The following is a 21,838-nucleotide window of genomic DNA, read 5'->3' as shown; positions in this document are numbered from 1 at the left end:
GTCAAGCGCGCTAAATCAGGCGTCCTGAGGCAGGCGAGCGATGAAGCGGCCCTTCATCCCCTCGGGCCAGTCGCGATAGGGCACGGCGCCGTCCGGGCTGGCGGCGTAGCGGCGTGCGAAGTCGACGATGGCCTCGGCGGCCTCGGCGGTCGGGGCGAAGGTTCCGGCCAGGTAGCCGGGCTTGCCGCCCTGGGCCAGGTAGACGGTGCAATGGCTGCGGCAGGCCCACAGGCAGGCCTGCTCCTCGACACGCAGCTCGGGCGCGCGTTCAGCCGCCGCCGCCACGGCCTGAAGCAGCAGCCGCCCGCCCGAGACGCCGTCCGCATCCACGGGCTCGTCCGTCGACAGACGGCAGGTGGTGCAGACGACCAGTCGCGCCGTCGCCTCTGTCATCAGAACTCCACCCCGGCCTGGGCCTTCACCCCGCTGCGAAACGGGTGCTTGACCATCTGCATGTCGGTGACGAGATCCGCCGCCTCGATCAGGGCGTCCGGGGCGTTGCGGCCGGTGATGACGACGTGGGTGTCGGCCGGGCGGGCGGCCAGAACCTCCAGCACCTCCTCGACCGGCAGGTAGTCGTAGCGCAGGGCGATGTTCAGCTCGTCGCAGACGACCATCTTCCATTCCGGGTCCATGATGCGCGCCTTGGCGGCCTCCCAGGCGCGGCGGACGTTGGCGATGTCGGCGGCGCGGTCCTGGGTGTCCCAGGTGAAGCCCTCGCCCATCGGCCGCATCTCGACCAGCTCGGGAAAGCTGTCGAACAGGGTCTGCTCGCCCGTCTCCATCGCCCCCTTGATGAACTGGATGATGGAGGTCTTCATCCCGTGGCCGATCATGCGGCAGACCATGCCCATGGCCGCCGTCGACTTGCCCTTGCCCGTCCCGGTGTGGACGATGACCAGGCCGCGCTCGACCGTCTTGGACTGCATCATCCGGGCGCGGGCGGCTTGGATGCGCTTCATCTTCTCGGCGTGGCGGGCGTTCAGTTCGACGTCGTGCGGGTCGTTCATCGGCGGCCGTCTCCTTCGGCGGTGAGATCCAGTTCAAAGGGCTCGCCCCAGTCGGTCTCAGCGCCCCGGCCGATGGCTTCGACGGCGCGGACCATGGCGCCGCCGCGGTCCAGCAGGCGGTCGGCCAGGGCGACGATCAGGGGGTTGGGCGTGGCGGTCGGCGCGGCGTCTCGCAGACGCGCGGCCCACTCATCCTCGCGTCCCGGCGCCGTGCGAGCGCAGGCGATGACATAGGCCGCCGCCGTCGAGCGGCTGACCCCTGCCCAGCAATGGATCAGCAGAGGCCGCGCGCCCCTCCACCCCTGCGCGAACGCCAAAAGGGCCTCGACGTGTTCGAGCGACGGCGCGACCAGCCCCTCGCGCGGGGCGGCGATGTCGTTGAAGCGCAGGTCCAGCCGATGCTCGGCGTCAAAGGCCGCTTCCGCTCCCGGCGAGGCCAGCGTCACCAGATGCGACGGCTGATGCTCGACCAGCAGCCGCTCGACCTGCGGCAGGGGCGAGACGATCAGCCTCATGCCGCCAGCAGCCCGGCGACGGCCAGCAGGAAGCCGACCTCGAACATCTGCTCGACTGCGCCCAGCACGTCGCCGGTGCGCCCGCCGATCAGCCGCTGCGCCTGCCAGGCCGGAACCGCGCCGACGACCAGGCCCGCCGCCACGCCGACCACGCCCGCCGCGACCGGCAGCAGGGCCAGCGGCCACAGGGCGACCAGAACGGCGACGGCCAGCCCCGCGATCGAGGCCCGGTCCGGCCTGCCCTCCTTGGCCATGCCGGGGTCGCCGCCATAGGGCATCAGCGCCATCGCCGCGACCGCCGCCGCCCGGCCCAGGCCATGCGAGGCCACCAGCGCCGCCGCCGCCATCCACGGCGAGACGGCGACCAACATCGCCAGCGCCGCAACCCGCAGCGCCAGCGTCAGCCCCAGCGTCAGCGCGCCGTATGAGCCGAGGCGGCTGTCCTTCATGATCTCCAACCGCCGCGCCCGCGTCTGGCCGCCGCCCAGACCGTCGGCGGTGTCGGCCAGCCCGTCCTCGTGGAAGCCGCCGGTCATCGCCACGCCCGCCGCCACGGCCAGCAGGGCCGCGATCCATGGGCTCCACACCTGGGCCGCGCCATACAGGATCGCCGCCGCGATCAGGCCCACCACCTGCCCCACCAGCGGGAACCAGCGCGCGCTCTGCTGGATCCACTCCGGCTGGAAATCGCGCAGCGGCGGCGTCGGCAGGCGCGTCAGGAACTGCAGGGCGCAGACGAACAGCCGCGCCTCACGCCCGATCATCGCGCGGCCTCCAATATGTCCTTCAGCTCGGCCACGTCGGACAGCAGGGCGCAGGCCGCCTTCAATAGCGGCACGGCCAGCAGCGCGCCCGTCCCCTCGCCCAGACGCATGTCGAGGCCCAGCAGGGGTTGCGCCTCCACCGCCTCCAGCATCCGACGATGCCCCGCCTCGGCCGAAGCGTGGGCGAAGATGCAGTAGTCGCGCGCCTCCGGCGCCAGCCGGATCGCCAGCAGCGCCGCCGCCGAACCGATAAAGCCGTCGACGATGACCGGCGCGCCCGCCTTGGCCGCGCCGAGCAGGGCCCCGGCCATCATGGCGATCTCGAAGCCGCCGAACTGGGTCAACACCTCCAGCGGCGCGGTCGCGCCCGACCGGGCGGCGGCCCTGGCCAGCACGGCCTGCTTGCGCGCCATGCCCTCGGGCGAATGTCCCGCCCCCTGCCCCACGCAGTCGGCCAGAGGCGCGGGCGCCAGCCGGTGCATCAGCAGGGCGGCCGAAGCGCTGTTGCCGATGCCCATTTCGCCCAGGGCGATCACATCGGCGCCCTCGTCGATGGCGGCCCGCGCCATGGCGGCGCCTTCCAGCAGGGCGGCCTCGGCCTGATCGCGTGTCATGGCGGGCTCGACCGAGGCGTCCTTCGTGCCCGACGCGACCTTGGCGTGGATCAGGCCCGCACGGTCCGACAGGTCGGCGGCGACGCCCCGCATCGATCACCTGCACCTCGGCCCCGACGACCCCGGCGAAGGCGTTGGCGCTGGCCCGCCCCGTCAGCAGGGTGTCGACCATGGCCACGGTCACGCCCGACGGATAGGCCGCCACGCCCGAGCGCGTCAGCCCGTGATCCCCGGCGAAGACCAGCAGCACCGGCTGGGTCACGGTCGGACGCAGAGTCTGCTGGATCAGACCCAGCGTCAGGGCCAGATCCTCGATCCGGCCCAGTGCGCCGACCGGCTTGGCCTTGCCGTCCAGCGCCTGCCGCAGCGGCTCGCGTAACCCCTGATCCAGCGGCGGAACGGAGAAAAGCTCGGTCAGTTCGGTCATGTCAGTCCTGCGATCCGGGCCAGCGCCGGAATGTCGAAATGGGTTTCCAGAACGGCGGCGATGCGGTCCAGCGCCTGATCCACCCGCGCGCCCTGATCCACGCCGTCAGATGGGGCCCCGACCTCCGCCAACAGGGCCGCCCGCGCATCGGTCCGGTCGAACAGGCCGTGGACATAGAGGCCCGCGATCCGCCCGTCGCATGAGCGCGCGCCGTGCGCCGTTCCGTCGATCACGGCGACCGGCCGCGCCGTGTCGGGCCCGTCGGTGCGGCCGATGTGAATCTCATAGCCCTGAACCGCCGCCCCCGAGGGCGTCAGCTGTCCTTCGACCCGGCGCAGCGTCTTGGCCCCCGCCAGCACCGTCTTGACGTCCAGCAGGCCCAGCCCCGGCGCCGAACCCGCCACGCCCTCGACGCCGTCCGGGTCGCTGATCGTGCGGCCCAACATCTGATAGCCGCCGCACACGCCCAGCACCCGCCCGCCGCGCCGCACATGGGCGGCGATGTCCACGTCCCAGCCCTGGGCCCGCAGAAAGGCCAGATCGGCCAGCGTCGCCTTGGTTCCCGGCAGGATGATGAGGTCCGCATCGCCCGGCAGGGCCTGCCCCGGCGGCACGAAGCCGAAGTCCACGCCCGGTTCATGCCGCAACGGATCGAAGTCGTCGAAATTGGCGATGCGCGATAGCATGGGCACGGCGATCCGCACCTTTCCGCCACGCTGCCCTCCCGACCGCTCCAGCACCACGGCGTCCTCGGCCGGAAGCGATCGTGCGTCCGCCAGCCAAGGCGCCATGCCCAGATCCGCCCAGCCTGTGCGCCGCGAGATCTCGGCCCGGCCCTGATCAAACAGGGCCGGGTCGCCGCGAAACTTGTTGATGATGAAGCCCCGGATCATGGCCCGGTCCTCGTCGTCCAGCACGGCATGGGCGCCGACCAGAGAGGCGATCACATGGCCCCGGTCGATGTCGCCGACCAGCACCACCGGCACGTCCGCCGCGCGGGCGAAGCCCATGTTGGCGATGTCTCCGGCGCGCAGGTTCGTCTCGGCCGGACTGCCCGCGCCCTCGACGATCACCAGATCCGCCTCGGCCTGAAGACGGCGGAAACTGTCCAGCACCACGTCCAGCAGGGCGGCCTTGCGGTCCTGATAGCCCGCCGCCTGCCACACGCCTTCGACCTGACCCCGCACGACCAGCTGGGCGCCCGTGTCGCTCTGCGGCTTCAGCAGGACGGGGTTCATGTCGACGGTCGCGGGCGTGCGGCAGGCCAGAGCCTGAAGCGCCTGGGCGCGGCCGATCTCGCCGGTGCGGCCCTCATCGTCAGGCGCGGTGACGGCGGCGTTGTTGGACATGTTCTGCGGTTTGAACGGCCGCACTGTCAGGCCGCGATTGGCGAAGACGCGGCACAGACCGGCGACCAGCACCGACTTGCCCACGTCCGAGCCGCAGCCCTGGATCATCAGCGCGGCCATGCGAAGCCCCCGCCGATCAGCAGCATCAGCAACAGGGCGCAGGCGACGCCGTAAACCTTCAGCCCGCGTTTCAGATCATGGGCGGACGGCGGCGCCCAGTCGCCGAAGACAGGTCGGTCGGTCATGACGCCGTCATAGCGGACCGGCCCGCCCAGTCGAACCCGCAGCGCGCCCGCCATCGCCGCCTCGGGCCACCCGGCGTTGGGCGAGGCGTGCGCGCCCGCATCGCGCCACATGATGCGCCAGCCGCCCGCGCCGCCTAGAGCGATCAAGGCGCCCGCGATGCGCGCCGGGATCCAGTTCATCACATCGTCGGTCCGCGCCGCCGCCCAGCCGAAGGCGCGCCAGCGCAGCTCCATATGGCCGATCATGCTGTCGGCGGTGTTGACCGCCTTATAGATGAACAGCCCCGGCAGGCCGCCGATCACGAACCAGAAGACCGGCGCGACCACGCCGTCGCAGAAGCTCTCGGCCAGGCTTTCCAGGGCGGCGGTTGCGATCTCGTTCTCGTCCATCGCCTCGACGTCGCGACCGACGATCATGCCGACCGCCAGACGCGCGGCGGGCAGATCGCCCGCCTTCAGCGGTCGAGCCACCGCGCGGACGTGGTCGAACAGGCTGCGCGCCGCCAGCCCCGTCGCGCCGCAGGCCAGCAGCAGCGCCACCCCCGGCCAGAAGGACGAGGCGGCGGCCAGCGCCTGCACGCCCCACCCCGCGCCGCCTGCGACGGCGATCAGGGTCAGGACCGTGACGACGCCCAGGATGCGGCGCGCCCGCTCCGGCCGTTCCGCCCTGTTCCAGCGCCGCTCCAGCAGGGCGATCAGGGCGCCGATCCACGCCACCGGATGGCTCAAACGACGCGGCCAGCCGACGACGCCCTCGACCAGCAGGGCGCCCGCGACGATCCAGGGCGTGGGCAGGCTGCTAACGGGCACGGCCGACCATCTCCAGCACCGGGCCGCGCGCGCCGTCCAGGGTGTGCGCCTCGACGCCGTACGCCGCCTTGAGCACCTCGGGCGACAGGGCCTCGGCCGGGGCGCCGTCGGCGATCACCCGCCCTTCAGCCAGGACGATCACCCGATCCGCCACGCGCAGGGCGGCGTCCAGATCATGCAGGATCAGGACGACGCCCCGCCCCTCTTCATCCGCCAGCCGCCGGAACAGGTCGCAGGCGTCCAGCACATGGCCGGGGTCGAGGCCCGCCAGCGGCTCGTCCGCCAGCAGCCATTGCGGCTCTCCGGCCAGGGCGCGGGCGATCAGGACACGCGCCCGCTCGCCGCCCGACAGGGTCGAGACGACGCGGTCGGCGAAGGCCTCCACCCCCGCCAGGGCCATGGCGCGGGCCACGGCGGCGCGGTCGTCCGCCCTCAAGCCCCAGGCGCCGACGTAGGGCGTGCGGCCCAGGCCGACGAAGGTGCGCCCCTCGACCGCCCAGGCGATCTCGGCGTTCTGGGGCAGGTAGGCGATGCGCCGTGATCGCGCGCGCGCGGGCAGGTCGCGCAATGCTCGGCCGTCCAGCGTCACGCGGCCCGCGTCAGGCGTCCGCAGGGCCGCCAGACAGTCCAGCAGCGTCGACTTGCCCGCCCCGTTCGGTCCGACGATCGCCGTCACCAGCCCCGGCGCGAAGGCCGCGTCGACGCCGTTCAGCACCGCCTTGTCGCCCAGGCGGACAGACAGGTTTTCCGCGCTCAGGATGCTCATGCCAGCTTCCTTCTCATGCTGATAAGCAGGGCCAGGAAGAAGGGGCCGCCCAGGGCCGCCATGGCCACGCCCAGCTTGATCTCGGTCGAGGCGGGCGTCAGCCGCACCAGGATGTCCGCCGCCAGCGTCAACGCCGCGCCGCCCAGGGCCGAGGGCAGCAGCAGGCCGCTGGGCCGTGCGCCGATCAGCGGCCGCAACAGATGCGGCACGATCAGGCCGACGAAGCCGATCGATCCCGTCACCGCCACCGCCGAGCCGACCGCCAGGGCCGCGCCCAGCGCCAGCATCATGCGCCCGACATCCAGCCGCACGCCCAGCGACCGCGCCCCCGCCTCGCCCAGGGTCAGGGCGTCCAGCGTCCGGCCTTGGGTCAACAGCAGCAGGCACCCCAGGATCATGCCCGGCGCCGCCAACCTCAGTTCGACCACGCTGCGGTCAGCCAGCGACCCCATCAGCCAGTTGACGATCTCGTTCACCGCCCAGGGATTGGGCGCCAGGTTCAGCGCCAGGGCGACCCCCGCCCCCGCCATGGTCTGGATCACCACCCCGGCCAGGATGAAGGTGACGACGCTGCTGGTCGCCCCCGCCAGGGCCAGCAGCAGCAACACGCCGACCCCCGCCCCGATCATGGCCGCGACCGGCAGCACCCACGGCGCGCTGGCCGCCGCGCCCAGATAGAAGGTCAGCACCGCCCCCAGCGCCGCCATGGTCGACACGCCCAGGATCGCCGGATCGGCCAAGGGGTTGCGGGTGTAGCCCTGCAGCGCCGCCCCGGTCAGGCCCAGCACCGCCCCGACCATCAGGGCCAGCACCGTGCGCGGCAGGCGCAGCTCGAACAGGATGGCCCAGGCGGGATCGCCGCGCTGGCTCGCCCAATCGCTCCAGGGGATCCAGACGCGGCCGGCGCTCATGCTGGCGACGGACAGGGCGACGATCAGGAGCAGAAGCCCGATCATCACCAGAGGACGCGGCAGGGTCATGTCAGAGCCTCCAGCGCCGTACGGCGCGCGCGCGCCAGGGCGGCGGCGGTCTGGATCAGCACCGGCCCGCCGCAATAGAGCAGCTTCTCTTCCAGTTGCGCCTGCACCATCCGACCGGACAGGGACTTCAGCGCCGGGATGTCGCATGACCCGGTCGGCCCATGTGCGCGAGCCGCGCACCGGCACGCCGCTGAGCAGCACCTGCGGCGGGTCGGCCAGCAGGCGCTCGACCGGCACATTGCCCCATTTGCCCAGGCCATAACGGGCGGCGACGTTCTGAAACCCAGCGCGGGTCATCATCTCGTCCATCAAGGTGCCGCGCCCGGCGGCGAAACCGTTGGGCTGGTAGATCAGGGCCGTCAGCGGCGACGATCCGGGCGGCGGGGCGGCGGCGGCGATGGCCGCCTCGATGCGGGCGATCAGGGCCTGGCCCCGCGCCGGACGGCCGACCAGACGGGCGACCTCGCGCACCTGGACCAGGCTGGCGGCCACGCTGTCGGGCACCGAGAACAGCTCGGTCTGAATGTTCAGGCGGCCCAGGGCATTGCGGGTGGCCAGGGCGCTGTGGCGGCTGGTCAGCACCAGATCGGGGCGCAGGGCGATGACCTCCTCCGCCGTCTCCCAGGTGAAGGGCAGGGTCTTGGCCACCTCGGAAATGGTCGAGCCGACCGGCTCGCGCGCATAGTGGCTGAGGGCGACGATCTGCCCCCGGTCGGCGACGTGGACCAGAACGGCGTCGAGGCAGGCGTTCAGCGACACCACGCGACGCGGCGCAGTGTTGGCCGCAGCCGGTCCGGCGACCAGCATGGCCCCGCGCCCGCCAACGCCTGTCGCCGGGTCGCCCTCATCCGAAGGTCTCCAGCGCGCGTCGCAGTCGAGGGAAGTCGCGCTCGGCCGGAACGCCGAAGCGAAGGGCGTCGGGCGTATGGTCGAACGGCCGGGTCAGGATTCCCGCGCGGCACAGGTGCTGGAACCAGCGCGCGGCGTGGGGCGTGCGCGTCATGCGGAACAGACTGGTCCCGCCGATGATCTGGAACCCCGCCCGCGCCAGCAGATCGTCCAACCGATCGGCCCGCTCGGCCAGGGCCGCCTCGGTCCGGCGCCGCCAGGCCTCGTCGGCGTAGGCGCCCAGCCCCAGCGTCAGGGCGTCGGCGCCGACCGGCCAGTCGCCCTGAAGCGCGCGCAATCGCCGGATCAGCTCGGGCGCCGCCAGCATGAAGCCCAGCCGCACCCCGGCCAGACCGTAGAACTTGCCGAAGGAGCGCAGGACGATCAGCCCCGGCTCGGCCAGATCCGACACGCTGTCGCCGGGCGCGCATTCAATGAAGGACTCGTCCGCCACCAGCCAGCGCCCCGCCTTGGACCGCGCCCGCGCCATGGCGATCAGATCGGCCCGGCGGGTCAGGCGGCCGTCGGGATTGTTCGGATTGACGACGACCAGCACGCCCGCCTGCGAGGCCGCCGCCTGATCCGGCGCGATCAGGCGCGTCGCCACGCCCGCCGCCCGCCAGGCCTCGGCATGGGCGCCGTAGGTCGGGCCGACGACCTCGACCGCCCGCACGCCCAGCAGCAGGGGCAGAAGACGGATCGCCGCCTCGGCTCCCGCGACCGCCGCCGTCCGCTCAGGCGAAGCGCCGAAGGCGGCAGCAGCGACCGCCTCCAACGCCGCCAGGGCGGCGGGATCGGGCAGGCGGTTCAGCGCCTCCTCCGACGCGCGCGGTCCCCGCCACGGCTCGGGATTGATCCCCGTGGACAGGTCCAGCCAGGGCTTCGGCGCGTCGGGGTAGGCGGCGGCGGCCGTCATCAGGCCGCCGCCGTGCCGGGTCGCCGTCGTCAGGAACGCGGCGTCCTTCATCGCATCAGAACCGGACGCGAACGCCGCCGAACACGCCGCGTCCCGGCGCGCCGTAGTTCAGGACCGTCTGATAGTCCTCGTCGAAGGCGTTCTCGATCCGGCCATAGACTTCGAGGGTGTCGTTGATCGGATAGGAGGCGCGCAGATCGACCAGGGTGTAGGCGTCGACCTTCACCGTGTTCGTGTCGTTGTTGAACGTCTCGCCGACGTAACGCACGGCCACGCCCGTCTTCAGACCGAAGGCGAAGGCGTAGTCGGCGGCGAAGTTCGCCATATGCTCGGGGCGGCGCGTCAGGCGCTTGCCGTCCGTGGCGCCCGAGGCGCTCTTGGCGTCGGTCCAGGTGTAGTTGGCGCTGACGTTCAGACGCTCCGTCACATCCACGCGGCCGACCAGTTCGACGCCTTGCGCCTCGGTCTTCTGGACGTTGCGATAATAGCCCCAGCGGCCGGCGCCGTTGACGGTGCACAGCGGGTCCGTCGAGGGCGTCGAGCAGCCGTTGTAACGGATCTCATTGTCCGCCTGGCGGTTGAAGTAGGTCGCCGAGACGACGGCGCGGTCGAACAGACGCTGCTCGACGCCGATCTCCCAGCTGTCGAACTCTTCCGGTTGCAGGTTCAGATTGCCGTACTCGCTGTACAGCTCATACAGGCCCGGCGCGCGGAAGCCCTGGCCCCAGCTGGCGCGCACCACCGTATCGCCCTCGTTCAGGGCCCAGGCCGCCGCGACCTGGCCCAGCAGGTTGTCGCCATATTGCGCGTGGTCGTCATAGCGCAGGCCGCCGGTCAGGGTCAGGCCGTCCAGCACCGTCCACTGCACCTGGCCATAGGCGCTGTTCAGCTCGGCTTCGCCGCGACCGAAGGCCGGGTTCGGGTTCCAGTCGCCGGGCGAGCGGGTCTTCATCTCCGACTTCTCATGCTCCAGGCCGAAGGTCGCGTTCAGCGCCTCGGTGAAGGCGAAGGCGCCCTGGTATTCCCAGCGGCGGTTCTGGCCCTCGGCGTCGAAGGTCAGGGTCTGGACCTTGTTGTCCGGGTTGAAGTTGCGACGGTCCGTGTCGGTGTGGGCGTAGCCGATGCGGTTGCGGAACCGGCCGTCCAGCAGGTCGAAGTTCAGACCGGCGTAGGCGACCAGCTCCTGGGTCTTGCCGTATTCGCGGCTGTCGCCGTTGAAGGCGTCGAAATCGTTGCGACCGCTGGACCAGACCGAGCGCAAGTCCAGGGACACCGCGTCCGTCACCTTGACGTTCAGGCGGCCGGACAGGCCGGTGTTGGTGTAGCCGTCGTCCTCGGTCCCCTTGGCGAAGGCCGAGAAGCCGTCGGTGTCATAGCGGCTGGCGGCCAGGCGCCAGCTCAGGCGCTCGTTGGCGCCGCCGACGCCGCCCCGGAAATAGGTCGTGCCGCGCGCGCCGACCTCGGCGTCGAGACTGCCTTGCAGGGCTTCGGTCGGTTCGGCGGTGACGATGTTGACCACGCCGCCGATGGCCTGGCTGCCCCACAGGGTCGACTGGGCGCCGCGCAGCACCTCGATGCGCGCGGTGTCGCCGACCAGCAGATTGCCGAAGTTGAAGCCGCCCTGGGTCGATGACGGGTCGTTCAGCTTGACCCCGTCGATCAGGACGACGGTGTGCTGGCTCTCGGCGCCGCGGATGTTGACGCCCGTCGAGGTGCCCGGCCCGCCGTTGCGGGTGAAGCTGACGCCCGGCGTCTGGGCCAGAAGTTCGGCCACGACCGGAGTCTGGCGCGCCTCGAGGGCGGCCTGGGTCAGGACGGTGACCGAAGCCCCGACGCGCTCGATCGGCTGGGCCGAGCGGTTGGCGGTGACGACCACGTCCTCGACGGCGGTGGCGCCGGCGCGGCCCGCCACGTCGGGGCGGCGGCCTGTTGATCGACGGTTTCAACGGCGAAGGCGGGCGCGGCGGCCAGAAGGCTGGCGGCGGCCAGGGTAGCGAATGCGGTCCGGTTCATTCCGGTTCTCCATATGACGACGCCGCGCCAGACCGCCCGTCGCCCGGATGAGCGAAAGCGGCCGCTGACGCGGCTGGATTACGACTGTCGTCACGCGAGTTGCCTCGACCGCCCGGCACATCCCGACCGCGCGGAGAACGACGGCGACAGGCAGGTCTCCTGGCTCGCGGATCAAGGCCGGTGCGCGTCGCCTTCCCAAAAGTCGTTCAGGCCGTGGCCTTCCGGACCGCCAGTGGCGTATGACGCGCGGGCTAGCCGCTTACAGTTGCGGGAACAGCCGGAGTTTCGCACTCCGTTCCCTTTCAATCCCCTTTCGGGGAACCTGACGCGACCGTGGCAGTAGGACCGCGCGCGGTTCAGGTCAACCGGAGAGACGACGCATGACCCTGACGCTGGTTCTCGGCGGCGCCCGCTCCGGCAAGAGCGGCTACGCACAGCGGCAGGCGGAACAGGCGGCCGAGGCGGCGGGCCGCCCGCCCGTCTTCATCGCCACCGCCGAGGCCTTCGACGACGAGATGCGCGACCGAATCGCCCGCCATCAGGCCGAGCGCGGCCAGGGCTGGCGCCAGGTCGAGGCGCCGCTGGATCTGGCCGAAGCCGTGCGCGCCCTGTCGGCCGAGGACGTGGCGGTGGTCGACTGCCTGACGCTGTGGCTCAGCAATCAGATGCTGGCCGAGCGCGACCTGGCCGCCGCCGTCGACGACCTGGCCCAGGCCCTGGCCGCCTGCCCCGCTGCGCTGTGGGCGGTCAGCAACGAAGTCGGCTGGTCGCTGGTGCCCGACAATCCGCTGGGCCGCCGCTTCCGCGACGAGGCCGGCCGTCTGAACCAGCGCATCGCCGCCGTCGCCGACGCGGCCTGCCTGATCGTCGCGGGCATGCGCCTGCCGCTAGAGCGGATCTGACCGCAACCGCCTCACTCGTGCAGATAAAATTCTGAAATCATTGATTAAAATTGACACCTGCCAATCCGATTGATGCCCACACTCACCATGCGGTCGCCATGGCGACGAAAATCGCAGTGATTTCCGGCACGGGATTGGCTCGGGCGCGCAAAGCGAACTTCTAGCCAGCCAACGGGTGCTGCTACGCGCTGAAGCCATGGGCACGACGAAATCCTCAACCATCTCGGATTTCTTCTCGTTTTCGGGGTTGGTCTTGTAGGGGGATTATCGAACTGAAGTGTCTGATGAATCGCCCTGGGCGCGGCCCAGCGCGGCGGAATGGAACGTGATGGTCGAAGATGAAGAGTTGAGGGCCTGGTTCTTTCGAGAGGTGTTTCCTCTCGAAGCCGCCCTGACTCGATTCATCCGTCGCAACTGGCGCAACGAAAGCGACGTGGCCGACTTGAGGCAGGACATCTACACCAAGGTCTACACGGCGGCCCAACGACAACTCCCGATTCAAGCTCGCGCCTTTCTGTTCACCACGGCTCGGAACCATCTCATCAACACCGCCAAACGCGCCAAGATCGTGTCCTTTGATCTAGTGGCCGATCTTGAAGCCTCCTTTCCAGAGGCGATGTCGGCCGATCTAGACAGACAGTTGACGGCGAGAGACGAACTGAGGCGCGTTCAGGCGGGCCTGGAACGGCTCCCGGCGCGTTGCCGACAGGTGATGACGCTGCGTCGCGTCGAAGGCCTATCGACCAAGGAGGTGGCGGCTCATCTGAACATCAGCGTCAGCACTGTTGAACAGCAGATGGTTCACGGTCTTCGAGCCCTCACCGACTACATGATGGGCGGTCAAGGACGAATACGACGATCTCCGCCCAAGACGTCCGCCTCCAAAAGCGAGTCTCAACCATGAGCGCCCGCAATGAAATTGAAGATACCGCAGCCTACTGGCTGGTGCGCCAGGCGGATGGGCTCTCAAGCGAGGAGCAAGCCCGCCTCGACGCGTGGCTGAACGCCGCCGCCGAACACAAAACCGTCTTCTGGCGCCTCGAGTATATTTGGGAAAAGACTGGGCGCCTGGTCGCCCTTCGCGGTCCCGACACACTGGCTGAAGCCGTCACGGAAACACCGCCTCCCGCCATGCCCCGCCGAGTCCGGCCTCGCTGGGTCGCAGGCCTGGCGGCCGCCCTGGCGGTGATTGTGCTGTCGTCGGCCGCCATGCTCTGGCCCCGACCGGCTCACTATGCGACCGACACCGGAGAGCGCCGCCTCGTGGCCCTGTCCGATGGGTCGCGCGTCGAGCTGAACACAGAAACCCGCCTGCGAACCACCATGTCGCCCGACAGCCGCGAAGCCTGGCTGGACAAGGGCGAGGCCTATTTCGAAGTCGTCCACGACGCATCGCGCCCCTTCACCGTTCACATGGGCGCCCGGACCGTGCATGTCCTGGGCACACGCTTCAGCGTTCGACGCGACGGCGACAAGGTGCAGGTTCTCGTCGCTGAGGGACGCGTCCGCCTCAGCGGCTCGAAGGCAGACCCCGTTTCCAGGCCCGTCGTACTGGATCGCGGCGACGTCGCGACGGGCATGGGCGCCTCTGTCCTGCAAAGCCGGACGTCGGACCAGCACGTGGACGACCAACTCGCTTGGCGTCGCGGCCTTCTGGTGTTCGATCAGATCACCCTGGCGGACGCTGCCGTCGAGTTTAATCGCTACAACCAGACCCAGTTGAAAGTGCTCGACTCTCAGACCGCCGCCATTCGCATCGGCGGGAGTTTTGAGGCCACCAACGTCGAAGCTTTCGTGCGGCTGCTGCAAAGCGCCTATGGACTGAAGATCGACCGCGACGACGAAACGGTGAAAATATCAGAATAGCTGTAGAGGGTTTCCGCCTTCGTCTTGTCACAATCCCATAGCCGTCCAATCCGGACGACAAGGGGGGTTTATGACCAAGATCTCGTTCTTGCGGCACATGCTGACAGGCAGTGCTTGCGCGTTGATACTGGCGGGGGCGGCAGCGGCTCAGACGCGAAACTTCGATGTTCCGTCGGGCGACCTGCAAGGCGCGTTAGACGCCTATGCGCGCCAGGCCAGCGTGCAACTGGTCTACAGGACCGAGGACGTACGAGGCGTTCGGACGCGCGGGCGTTCGAGAGGCTGTTGATGCTGAAACCGCGCTTCGTCGCCTGCTGGAGGGCACCGGCCTGACGGTTCAACGCGACAGCTCCGGCGCCCTAGCCATCGTGCGCCAGCCTGTTCAGAAGACAACGGCGAACGACGACCACGCCTCGACGGTCGATGAAGTGGTCGTCACCGGTTCGCGCCTGAAGAACGTCTTCGACGCCGCCACACCCGTCGTCAGCATGGAACGCGAAGCCCTGCTCGAGGGCGGCTACATGGATCTGGCCGAGGCGCTGACGGACATTCCTGGGGTTGAGGAAGGCAGTTCTCTCGCCAACAACCAGAGCGCGACCCAGGCCAACGGCCTTTCGACCATCAGTCTGCGGAACCTGGGAGAGAACCGCACCCTGACCCTGATCGACGGCCACCGTACGGTCTCCAACGCCGGCAACCGCAACGCCGTCAGCCTCAGCTCCATCCCCGAGTTTTTCGTCGACCGCGTCGAAGTGACGACCGGCGGCGGCTCGGCCGTCTATGGCTCCGACGCCATCGCCGGGGTGGTCAACATCATCACCGAGCGCAATCTGAACGGCGTGCGCGCTCGCATCGTCGGCGGAACGACCCACGACGGCGGCGGCGACTCGATCGAGTACTCGGTCGGCGCCGGCGGTCGGTTTCTGGATGACCGCCTCTATGTGATGGCCGGTGCGACCTATGATCGTCAGTTCAAGCTGAAGGCGACCGATCGGCAACGCGCCCTGCAGTCCATTCTGTACATGCCCGCCAGCAATACGGTCGTCACGCCGGATCGCTCGACCTCCATCGCTGGCGGACGCTTCGTCAGCGGACGCTGGTTCTACGATGACAGCGGCCTGCGCCCCAACATGGTCACCGCCGTCGACGGTTATGAAGACCGTCCCGAGGGCACGCTGATCACCCCGCGCGACAATCTGAACGGCGCCGTCAAGTTCGACTACGCCGTAACCGACGGCATCAAGCTCTGGGGGCAGTTGCTCTATTCGAACGTCGTGACGGATTCGACGCGCGCCCCAACGACCTTCAGCAACACGACCTCGTTCGGCGTCAACGACGAGTTCACGCTCGGACGCATGTCGCGCACACTGAACCCCTTCGCCCCCGCCGAAATCAAGGCTGCGGCCTCCAGCTCCGGCATCGACTTCCGCCGCCGCGTGGTCGAGGTCGGTCCCAACCTGATCCACAATGAGCGCGAGACCATCCGCAGCTGGGTCGGCATCGAAGGCAGCCTGCCCAATGACTGGGACTGGAAGCTGACCTACGGCTACGGCAAGTTCTCGGGCGAGCAGATCCGCGGCAACACCTTGAATCTGCAACGCGTTCAGTGGGCTCTGGATTCCGAACGCGTCAACGGCGTCGTTCAGTGTCGCAGCGCCGCGGCACGCGCCGACGGCTGCGTGCCGCTGAACATCTTCGGGGTCGGTTCGATCACGCCTGAGATGGCGAACTACATCCGCGCCAACACCTTCTATCGCCCGACCAATCGTCAGGACACGATCGAAGGCTACGTCTCGGGCGCCCTGTTCGAACTTCCTGCCGGCCCCGTCGAAACCGCCTTCGGTTTCGAAAGCCGCCGCGACCACACCCAGACGCGCACCGACCCGCTGATCCAGAGCGGCGTGGCCAGTTCGTCCTTCCTCCCGGAATACGAGGGGACCATCAAGGCGAACGAAGTCTTCGCCGAAGCCTCGGTTCCGCTGCTGGCTGACCTGCCGTTCGCGCATCGCCTGGTGCTCAACGGGGCCGTCCGCGTCGCCGACTACAACCTGGAGGCCGTCGGCACGACCGTCAGCTATCGCGCCGGCCTGCAATGGTCGCCGATCTCCGACCTACGCCTCCGCACGGAGTACGCCCGCGCCCAACGTGCGCCTGACACCAGCGAACTCTTCTCGCCGCCGCGCCGATGACGCCGACACCGTCGCCGACATCTGCAGCGGGGTGACGGCCGGCACAGCCGGCGTCGTCGCCCAGAACTGCCGCGCCGACAGCCGCATCGCCGCCGCCATCGCCGCAGCGCCCGACGGGACGTTCCGCCAGCTGAACACGCAGATCAAGGCGCCGAACGCCGGCAATCCGAACCTGTTCGAGGAAACCGCAGACACCCTGACGGTCGGCTTGGTCTATCGTCCCAGCTATCTGCCGGGCTTCGAAGCCAGCGTCGACTATTATGACATCAAGATTAGCGACGTGATCGCGTCGCTGAGCAACTCGGCCCTGTTGCTGGGCTGCTATTCCGATGCGTCCGGCGCCGACAACGTCTTCTGCGACACCATCACCCGTGACGAAGACGGGCAGCTGGCGCGCATCCTCAACCAGGAGCAAAATCTCAACGAAACCCGCGCCCGTGGCGTGGACGTAGCCGCTTCCTATCGCTTCGATCTGGAGCAGTGGAAGGTGCCCGGCACATTCCGCGCCAGCGTCAACTACAGCCGCCGCCTTGAATTGAGCACCGAATACGACAGCATCGACAAGGTCGAGCTGGTGGAAACGGTCGGCGAGGTCGGCACAGCCAAGAACGAGGCCCGCTTCGGCCTGTCCTGGTACGATGACGCCTGGAGCGTGCGCTGGTCCTCACGTTTCATCGGCGAGGTGGTCGACAGCCTGGAACGCCAGCAGCAAGCTGTCGCCGCCGGCTGGGCGGACCCGCTCTATCTCTACCTCGATGAGTACTGGCGCCACGACCTGAGCGTCAGCTTCAAGCCGAACATCAACAATTCGAACCTGAAGATTTTCGGCACCGTGAAGAACATCTTCAACGACTACGGCCCCTTCCTGCCGGACGGCACCGAAAGCGGAAACGCCTACAACTACAGCTCAGCCTATGGCGTCATCGGCCGCGCCTTCACCCTGGGCGTCCAGGTCGAGTTCTAAAGCGACGACGGGTCCGGCGACGCTCGCGCGAGCGTCGCCGATCTCCGCCGCGTTCAACGCGCCCAACTCTCCTTCAGGATCAGTCATGTCCAAACGCTTCGCAATCGCGCTGACCGCGCTGCTCTGCGCTTCGTCGACCCTCGTCCATGCTCAGGACACGGCTGCGTCCTCATCCCCTCCTCCGAAACTGGTCGTCGTTGTCGTTGTCGATCAGTTCAGCGCCAACCTGTTCAACCAGTATCGCAGCCGCTGGACCAGCGGCCTGCGACGCTTGTCGGACGAGAGCCTGGTGTCGACCAACGGCTATCAGACCCATGGCCTGACCGAGACCTGCCCCGGACACGCGACGGTCCTGACCGGCATGCACCCTGCCCAGACCGGCATCCCCTCGAATGACTGGATCGATCCGACGACGGGCAAGGAAGTCTATTGCCTGTCCGCCCCGCGCAACACGCTGGCGCATGGCCGCAACAGCGATAACGGCCCCGTCGGCCCCGACAATATCCGCGCCTCCAGCCTGGGTGACTGGCTCAAGGACCAACGCCCCGCCTCGCGCGTCTTCGCCGTATCGGGCAAGGACCGGGGGGCGATCAATCTGGCCGGCCACCATCCCGACGGCGCCTATTGGTTCACCGACGACTATGGCCTGACGACCTATGTCGAGCCGGACCAGAGCGCCCCGGCGCGCCTGGCCGTCGTCGACGCCTTCAACGTCGAGTTCCGCCGCCGCCAGGCCGCGACGCCCCACGCCTGGACCTACAGCCAGCCCCAGTGCCGCGCGTTGGAATCCGACTGGGAAATCGGCGGGCGAACGTTTCATTCCAAAGTCCCGCCAGCCCAGGACGACTTCGATTCCTCTCCCGCCCTGGACGAAGAAACGCTGAAGGCCGCCGCCTACCTTATCGACAGCCAGCGCTTGGGCCAGAGCGAGACGACGGACCTTCTCGGCGTCAGTCTCTCGGCGACGGATCGCATCGGCCACGCCTACGGCACTCAGGGGCCGGAAATGTGCGAGCAGATGCACCGCCTTGATCAGGCCTTGGGCCAGTTCCTGACCCGATTGGAGACCATCCCCGGCGGCGTTGTCTTGGCCCTGACGGCGGACCATGGCGGCTCTGACTTTGTCGAGCGGCTGGCGCAGCGCGGCTATCCCCATGCCCATCGGATCGATTCCGCCCCGCTCGCGGCCGTCAACGCCGCCTTGCGTCAGCGCTTCAACCTAGACGCCTCTCCGCTTCAGTCCGGTCGCAGCGGCCTGATCGTGGCGGACCGGGCCCGCATGAGCTTGCCCGAACCGCTACGGAGCCAGATCATCGAGGCCGCCTTGCCCTTGCTTCGAGACTTGCCCGACATCGTCTTCGTTGAAGCGCGCGACCGCCTTCTGACCGATCCCTTGCCCGTCAGCGAGCAGCCTGAAATTCTTTCCCTTCGCGAACGCATGCGCCTGTCGACGGTAGCTGCGCGGTCACCTGATATCATCATGGTGCGCGCCCCCGAACGTGACCGGCGGCGGACGGGTGGGCGGCAATATCGCGGGCCATGGCACGCCCTGGGACTACGACCGACGCGTGCCCATTCTCTTCTGGACGCCAAGCGCGCCGGCTCAGGAGCGCTTCCTCCCCATCCGAACCATCGACATCGCCCCGACGCTGGCGACTGTCATCGGCATCCAAACCCCGCCGGTCTCGGGACGCGCCTTGCCGCTCTGGGACTGACGGGCGCGTTGAGGCCATCGACATGGACCTGCGCCCTCTGACTTGCCGAACATGGTCCGGCGCCTGAAGGAGGTCGGCGAGCCGATCCGCCAGGTCGGCCTAAAGACGCAAGGCGCCCACGGCGCCGAGGAAGGCTCGTCTTTTCATGGTGGAGAACCGCTTTTCGAGAATGCCCCGACACAGGTTCGACGGAACGGGCGCTGGGGCGGGTCGCCCGTTCCGTCCGCGCCGAGAAGGTGTAGGAGGCGCTGACGAACAGGCTGCGGCCCGACGTCGTCGGGCTGTAAAAACGGTCAGCCGAGTCCGAGTATTGCTCGATGGCCTGGTCGGTCAGGTTGTAGAAGGCCGAGGACGCCTCGGCCCTGATCGATTCAGGAACCAGCTCCTACTACGCCGCCCGCCATCTCGACCGACACAGCCGCCTCTCGATCATCACCAACTCCCTTGAGGTCGCGCGTGAGACGGCGCGTTCAGGCCGGAACAGGGTCTATTCCATCGGCGGCGAAGTGAACAATGAGTACCTCTCGACCTTCGGCGTCGACACCATGGCTCAGGTCGCGCGCTACGCTCCGACCTACGCCCCTCCCTAGGGTGAAGCTTGTACACTCGACACACGCGGCAATGCGATCTCGAACATCGCTCCCGTCCTCGATCCAGCCAGCCCAAGATCCGCATGATTTGCCCGCAGCAAAGAACGCGCGATCGACAAGCCCAGACCAGCGCCGCCCTCATTGCGACGCGTTGTGAAGAACGGCTCGAAGATCCGCTCGACGTCGCCTTCGGCCACGCCTGGCCCGTCGTCCGCCACGAACATGCGGATCTGGTCTGTCTCAACCTGAGCGGTGATCAAGACCTCGCCCGCGCCCACCTGGCGGCTGTTCTCCAGTAGGATGGAAAGAGCCATCTCGAGACTGGCTTCAGGCACGGCGACCTTGGGCAGTCCGGCAGGCAGATCGACCGTGATCGTCAGGCCGCCTTTCAGGGCGTCGGCGATGCGCGCCGCCACGGACCGAAGGTCTACCGCGGCTCCGGCCTCGGGCCGCGCCATGTCGGCTCGCGCCAGGTCCAGCAACCGCGTCACCAGATCGGACAGCCGGCGTGCGTCGGAATCGATGTTGCCGAGGAAGCGACGGCGCTGATCCGGCTCCATGTCGTCGCCGTGATCCTGAAGGAGCTCGACGGCTCCCTGGATGCCGGCGAGCGGCGTCTTGAACTCATGACTGACGGCGGCGGCGAAATCGCGCAGGTAGCGAGAGCGACGGTCCACAGCTTCGGCCATCCGGCCGAAATCCTCATACAGATCGCGAATCTCGATCGCCGCCGTCGCGGGCGGCGGCGGCACTGAACCGCCGCCGTGAGTGACGTCGCGGGCGACGCGGCGCAGAGCCTCAATCGGGCGGGCGATCCCCCGCGAAACCACGACCGCCAAGACGCTTAGCAGACCGAAGACGACGATGACCCCGAACAGGATCTTGCCTCGGTCCTGATAGACGCCCTTGAACAGGGCGCGCGGCGAGCGCGACGTCAGAATGACGCCCTCGACCCGACCGTTCACCACCACGGGCCGTGCGTGATGGATGCGCAGTCCCGAGGCGCGGCTGAGCCACTCCATCTGATATCGGGGCTCGTAGGCTGCGTTACGACGCAGAACAGTCGCGGGCGCGCCGGACAGAGCTGTCTTGACCTCGGGCAGATCACGCCAGGTTCCGCCTCGATCCAAACCCCGCACCACAACCCCGTTGCGGTCCATCAGGACGATGGAGGCGAGAGTGATGCGGCTGGTCTCCTCCATGATCGGCGCCAGGCGAGCAGCAGCATCCAGAGCCATGGGCTCTGGCGGCGCCGGCGCCGCTTGTGCGACTGGGCGCGGCGGCAAGACGGGATCAGAACGCAGATCAATGCTTGCCGGCTCTGGACGAAAATATCCGGGTGTCGCCCGCTGGGCCTCGGTTGGGACGACGACGCGCGCGCCGGGCCATAAGGTTTCAGCCGCCGCCGACAGGGCGACCGTCTGGGCGATCAGCTCCGCCTCGGTCTGGCGGACCAGGGTGTTCTCATAGACCCGCAAAAAGACGGCCCCTGCGCCAGGCAGGACAGCCGCGAACAACAGCACCGACAGAAGAATGGTGCGCAGGCGCAGGGCCGGCCAATGCGCCCGCACAAAAGCCCGCGCTTTCTGGACAACAAGGTTGATCACGCCGCCTGGCCGCGACAGGGGCCCATCTGATAGCCGACGCCCGCACGGGTCTCGATCACATCAGCGGCGCCGAACGCCGCGAACTTGGCTCGCAGGTTGCGCACGTGACTGTCGATGGTCCGATCGGTCAGGGCGAAGCCCGGTCCGTGGATGCGGTCGATGATGGCGTCGCGCGTGAAGACCATCTGCGGGGTCGCCGCCAGAGCCTTGAGGATTCCGAACTCGGTGATAGTCAGCGTCACTTCCTGATCGTCCCACCGCGAGCGCCAACCCTCCGTGTCCAGTGAAAGCCGTCCGATGCGCACGGCGCCCTGCGGCGGCGGCGGAGGCGACAAATTCACACGACGCAGGATAGCCGCGACGCGGGCCACCACCTCACGCGGACTGAACGGTTTGACCACATAGTCGTCAGCGCCCAGTTCGATGCCCAGAATCCGGTCAATCTCGTCGTCGCGCGACGACAGGAAGAGAACCGGAAGTTGCCCCTGCGCGCGAATACGACGGCATACCTCGATCCCGTCCATGCGCGGCATGTTGATGTCAAGGATCACCAGGTCCGGCGCCCGCTCGGCGATGGCCGCCAGCGCCGCCTCCCCGTCCCCGGCCTCGCGCGTCGCCAGCCCGGCCTTGCCGAGGGCGAAGGTCAGAAGGTCGCGGATATGCGGGTCATCGTCGACGACCAGGACTGTACGCTGCATGACGGCCATG

General features: G+C 68.7%; 20 protein-coding genes, 1 pseudogene and 1 riboswitch. Of the genes and pseudogenes, 7 read left to right on the top strand and 14 right to left on the bottom strand.

Annotation, left to right across the window (positions count from 1 at the left end):
* Positions 1-15 precede the first annotated feature (15 nt).
* From FGL25_RS03110 to FGL25_RS03055, 12 genes and pseudogenes are all read right to left on the bottom strand, one after another.
* The gene (locus tag FGL25_RS03110; RefSeq protein ID WP_138140919.1) at positions 16-393 is read right to left on the bottom strand and encodes a DUF1636 domain-containing protein; all 378 of its coding nucleotides are present in this window, start codon (positions 391-393) and stop codon (positions 16-18) included.
* On the bottom strand, positions 393-1,010 hold the full coding sequence (cobO, locus tag FGL25_RS03105; RefSeq protein WP_138140918.1) for a cob(I)yrinic acid a,c-diamide adenosyltransferase: 618 nt from the start codon (positions 1,008-1,010) through the stop codon (positions 393-395). The genes FGL25_RS03110 and cobO overlap by 1 nt, the downstream gene beginning before the upstream one ends.
* On the bottom strand, positions 1,007-1,525 hold the full coding sequence (locus FGL25_RS03100) for a tyrosine phosphatase family protein (RefSeq protein ID WP_138140917.1): 519 nt from the start codon (positions 1,523-1,525) through the stop codon (positions 1,007-1,009). Before FGL25_RS03100 ends, cobO begins: the two co-directional genes overlap by 4 nt.
* Positions 1,522-2,289 carry an adenosylcobinamide-GDP ribazoletransferase gene (gene cobS / locus FGL25_RS03095; protein WP_252970239.1) on the bottom strand — a complete coding sequence of 256 codons (768 nt, stop codon included), beginning with the start codon at positions 2,287-2,289 and terminating at the stop codon, positions 1,522-1,524. Before cobS ends, FGL25_RS03100 begins: the two co-directional genes overlap by 4 nt.
* Entirely contained in the window at positions 2,286-2,996 is a 711-nt protein-coding gene (locus FGL25_RS03090; protein WP_252970238.1) for a nicotinate-nucleotide--dimethylbenzimidazole phosphoribosyltransferase, read from the bottom strand. The genes cobS and FGL25_RS03090 overlap by 4 nt, the downstream gene beginning before the upstream one ends.
* A 46-nt stretch (positions 2,997-3,042) precedes the next feature.
* Positions 3,043-3,330, bottom strand: a pseudogene (locus tag FGL25_RS17225) (nicotinate-nucleotide--dimethylbenzimidazole phosphoribosyltransferase); the annotation flags it as partial.
* Positions 3,327-4,799, bottom strand: a complete 1,473-nt coding sequence (locus FGL25_RS03085; protein ID WP_138140916.1) for a cobyric acid synthase — start codon at positions 4,797-4,799, stop codon at positions 3,327-3,329. The gene FGL25_RS03085 and the pseudogene FGL25_RS17225, both read right to left, overlap by 4 nt.
* On the bottom strand, positions 4,787-5,734 hold the full coding sequence (gene cbiB / locus FGL25_RS03080; protein WP_252969996.1) for an adenosylcobinamide-phosphate synthase CbiB: 948 nt from the start codon (positions 5,732-5,734) through the stop codon (positions 4,787-4,789). Before cbiB ends, FGL25_RS03085 begins: the two co-directional genes overlap by 13 nt.
* Positions 5,724-6,500 carry an ABC transporter ATP-binding protein gene (locus FGL25_RS03075; RefSeq protein WP_138140915.1) on the bottom strand — a complete coding sequence of 259 codons (777 nt, stop codon included), beginning with the start codon at positions 6,498-6,500 and terminating at the stop codon, positions 5,724-5,726. The genes cbiB and FGL25_RS03075 overlap by 11 nt, the downstream gene beginning before the upstream one ends.
* Positions 6,497-8,287 (bottom strand): iron chelate uptake ABC transporter family permease subunit, encoded by a 1,791-nt coding sequence (locus tag FGL25_RS17220; protein WP_252969995.1) that lies wholly within the window; start codon positions 8,285-8,287, stop codon positions 6,497-6,499. The genes FGL25_RS03075 and FGL25_RS17220 overlap by 4 nt, the downstream gene beginning before the upstream one ends.
* 37 nt (positions 8,288-8,324) lie before the next feature.
* Positions 8,325-9,335: a threonine-phosphate decarboxylase CobD gene (gene cobD, locus FGL25_RS03060; RefSeq protein ID WP_138140914.1), complete on the bottom strand. Its 1,011-nt coding sequence runs from the start codon at positions 9,333-9,335 to the stop codon at positions 8,325-8,327.
* Positions 9,336-9,339: 4 nt separating this feature from the next.
* The gene (locus tag FGL25_RS03055) at positions 9,340-11,196 is read right to left on the bottom strand and encodes a TonB-dependent receptor plug domain-containing protein (protein ID WP_252969994.1); all 1,857 of its coding nucleotides are present in this window, start codon (positions 11,194-11,196) and stop codon (positions 9,340-9,342) included.
* Positions 11,197-11,429: 233 nt separating this feature from the next.
* Positions 11,430-11,638, bottom strand: a riboswitch (cobalamin riboswitch).
* Positions 11,639-11,677: 39 nt separating this feature from the next.
* Between FGL25_RS03055 and cobU the strand changes: the two genes are divergently transcribed.
* From cobU to FGL25_RS17885, 7 genes are all read left to right on the top strand, one after another.
* On the top strand, positions 11,678-12,199 hold the full coding sequence (gene cobU, locus FGL25_RS03050; RefSeq protein WP_138140913.1) for a bifunctional adenosylcobinamide kinase/adenosylcobinamide-phosphate guanylyltransferase: 522 nt from the start codon (positions 11,678-11,680) through the stop codon (positions 12,197-12,199).
* 277 nt (positions 12,200-12,476) lie between these two features.
* Positions 12,477-13,103: an RNA polymerase sigma factor gene (locus FGL25_RS03045; protein ID WP_252969993.1), complete on the top strand. Its 627-nt coding sequence runs from the start codon at positions 12,477-12,479 to the stop codon at positions 13,101-13,103.
* On the top strand, positions 13,100-14,065 hold the full coding sequence (locus tag FGL25_RS03040) for a FecR family protein (protein ID WP_138140912.1): 966 nt from the start codon (positions 13,100-13,102) through the stop codon (positions 14,063-14,065). The genes FGL25_RS03045 and FGL25_RS03040 overlap by 4 nt, the downstream gene beginning before the upstream one ends.
* 368 nt (positions 14,066-14,433) lie before the next feature.
* Positions 14,434-16,254, top strand: a complete 1,821-nt coding sequence (locus FGL25_RS03035) for a TonB-dependent receptor domain-containing protein (RefSeq protein ID WP_167493279.1) — start codon at positions 14,434-14,436, stop codon at positions 16,252-16,254.
* On the top strand, positions 16,211-17,218 hold the full coding sequence (locus FGL25_RS03030; RefSeq protein ID WP_167493278.1) for a TonB-dependent receptor domain-containing protein: 1,008 nt from the start codon (positions 16,211-16,213) through the stop codon (positions 17,216-17,218). Before FGL25_RS03035 ends, FGL25_RS03030 begins: the two co-directional genes overlap by 44 nt.
* A gap of 85 nt (positions 17,219-17,303) precedes the next feature.
* Positions 17,304-18,974 (top strand): alkaline phosphatase family protein, encoded by a 1,671-nt coding sequence (locus FGL25_RS03025; RefSeq protein ID WP_252969992.1) that lies wholly within the window; start codon positions 17,304-17,306, stop codon positions 18,972-18,974.
* 321 nt (positions 18,975-19,295) lie between these two features.
* A complete protein-coding gene (locus FGL25_RS17885) occupies positions 19,296-19,523 on the top strand; it encodes a hypothetical protein (protein ID WP_088410219.1) in 228 nt (75 codons plus the stop codon).
* Here FGL25_RS17885 and FGL25_RS03015 read toward each other — a convergent pair.
* Both FGL25_RS03015 and FGL25_RS03010 read right to left on the bottom strand, forming a co-directional pair.
* Entirely contained in the window at positions 19,520-21,130 is a 1,611-nt protein-coding gene (locus FGL25_RS03015) for a sensor histidine kinase (protein ID WP_252969991.1), read from the bottom strand. The genes FGL25_RS17885 and FGL25_RS03015 overlap by 4 nt on opposite strands.
* Positions 21,127-21,837, bottom strand: a complete 711-nt coding sequence (locus FGL25_RS03010) for a response regulator transcription factor (protein WP_138140908.1) — start codon at positions 21,835-21,837, stop codon at positions 21,127-21,129. The genes FGL25_RS03015 and FGL25_RS03010 overlap by 4 nt, the downstream gene beginning before the upstream one ends.
* Position 21,838: the final 1 nt, after the last annotated feature.

This window comes from Brevundimonas vancanneytii (assembly GCF_901421975.1).
Classification (GTDB): Bacteria; Pseudomonadota; Alphaproteobacteria; order Caulobacterales; family Caulobacteraceae; genus Brevundimonas; species Brevundimonas diminuta.
The sequence above is the reverse complement of the archived record's forward strand: the minus strand, read 5'-3'. Positions and strand labels throughout refer to the sequence as shown.

Excerpts from the sequence above, each read along its gene's own strand:
- FGL25_RS03110 (WP_138140919.1), bottom strand. The coding sequence starts at position 393 with ATGACAGAGGCGACGGCGCGACTGGTCGTCTGCACCACCTGCCGTCTG.
- cobO (WP_138140918.1), bottom strand. The coding sequence starts at position 1,010 with ATGAACGACCCGCACGACGTCGAACTGAACGCCCGCCACGCCGAGAAG.
- FGL25_RS03100 (WP_138140917.1), bottom strand. The coding sequence starts at position 1,525 with ATGAGGCTGATCGTCTCGCCCCTGCCGCAGGTCGAGCGGCTGCTGGTC.
- cobS (WP_252970239.1), bottom strand. The coding sequence starts at position 2,289 with ATGATCGGGCGTGAGGCGCGGCTGTTCGTCTGCGCCCTGCAGTTCCTG.
- FGL25_RS03090 (WP_252970238.1), bottom strand. The coding sequence starts at position 2,996 with ATGCGGGGCGTCGCCGCCGACCTGTCGGACCGTGCGGGCCTGATCCAC.
- FGL25_RS03085 (WP_138140916.1), bottom strand. The coding sequence starts at position 4,799 with ATGGCCGCGCTGATGATCCAGGGCTGCGGCTCGGACGTGGGCAAGTCG.
- FGL25_RS03075 (WP_138140915.1), bottom strand. The coding sequence starts at position 6,500 with ATGAGCATCCTGAGCGCGGAAAACCTGTCTGTCCGCCTGGGCGACAAG.
- FGL25_RS17220 (WP_252969995.1), bottom strand. The coding sequence starts at position 8,287 with ATGCTGGTCGCCGGACCGGCTGCGGCCAACACTGCGCCGCGTCGCGTG.
- cobD (WP_138140914.1), bottom strand. The coding sequence starts at position 9,335 with ATGAAGGACGCCGCGTTCCTGACGACGGCGACCCGGCACGGCGGCGGC.
- cobU (WP_138140913.1), top strand. The coding sequence starts at position 11,678 with ATGACCCTGACGCTGGTTCTCGGCGGCGCCCGCTCCGGCAAGAGCGGC.
- FGL25_RS03040 (WP_138140912.1), top strand. The coding sequence starts at position 13,100 with ATGAGCGCCCGCAATGAAATTGAAGATACCGCAGCCTACTGGCTGGTG.
- FGL25_RS03025 (WP_252969992.1), top strand. The coding sequence starts at position 17,304 with ATGTCCAAACGCTTCGCAATCGCGCTGACCGCGCTGCTCTGCGCTTCG.
- FGL25_RS03010 (WP_138140908.1), bottom strand. The coding sequence starts at position 21,837 with ATGGCCGTCATGCAGCGTACAGTCCTGGTCGTCGACGATGACCCGCAT.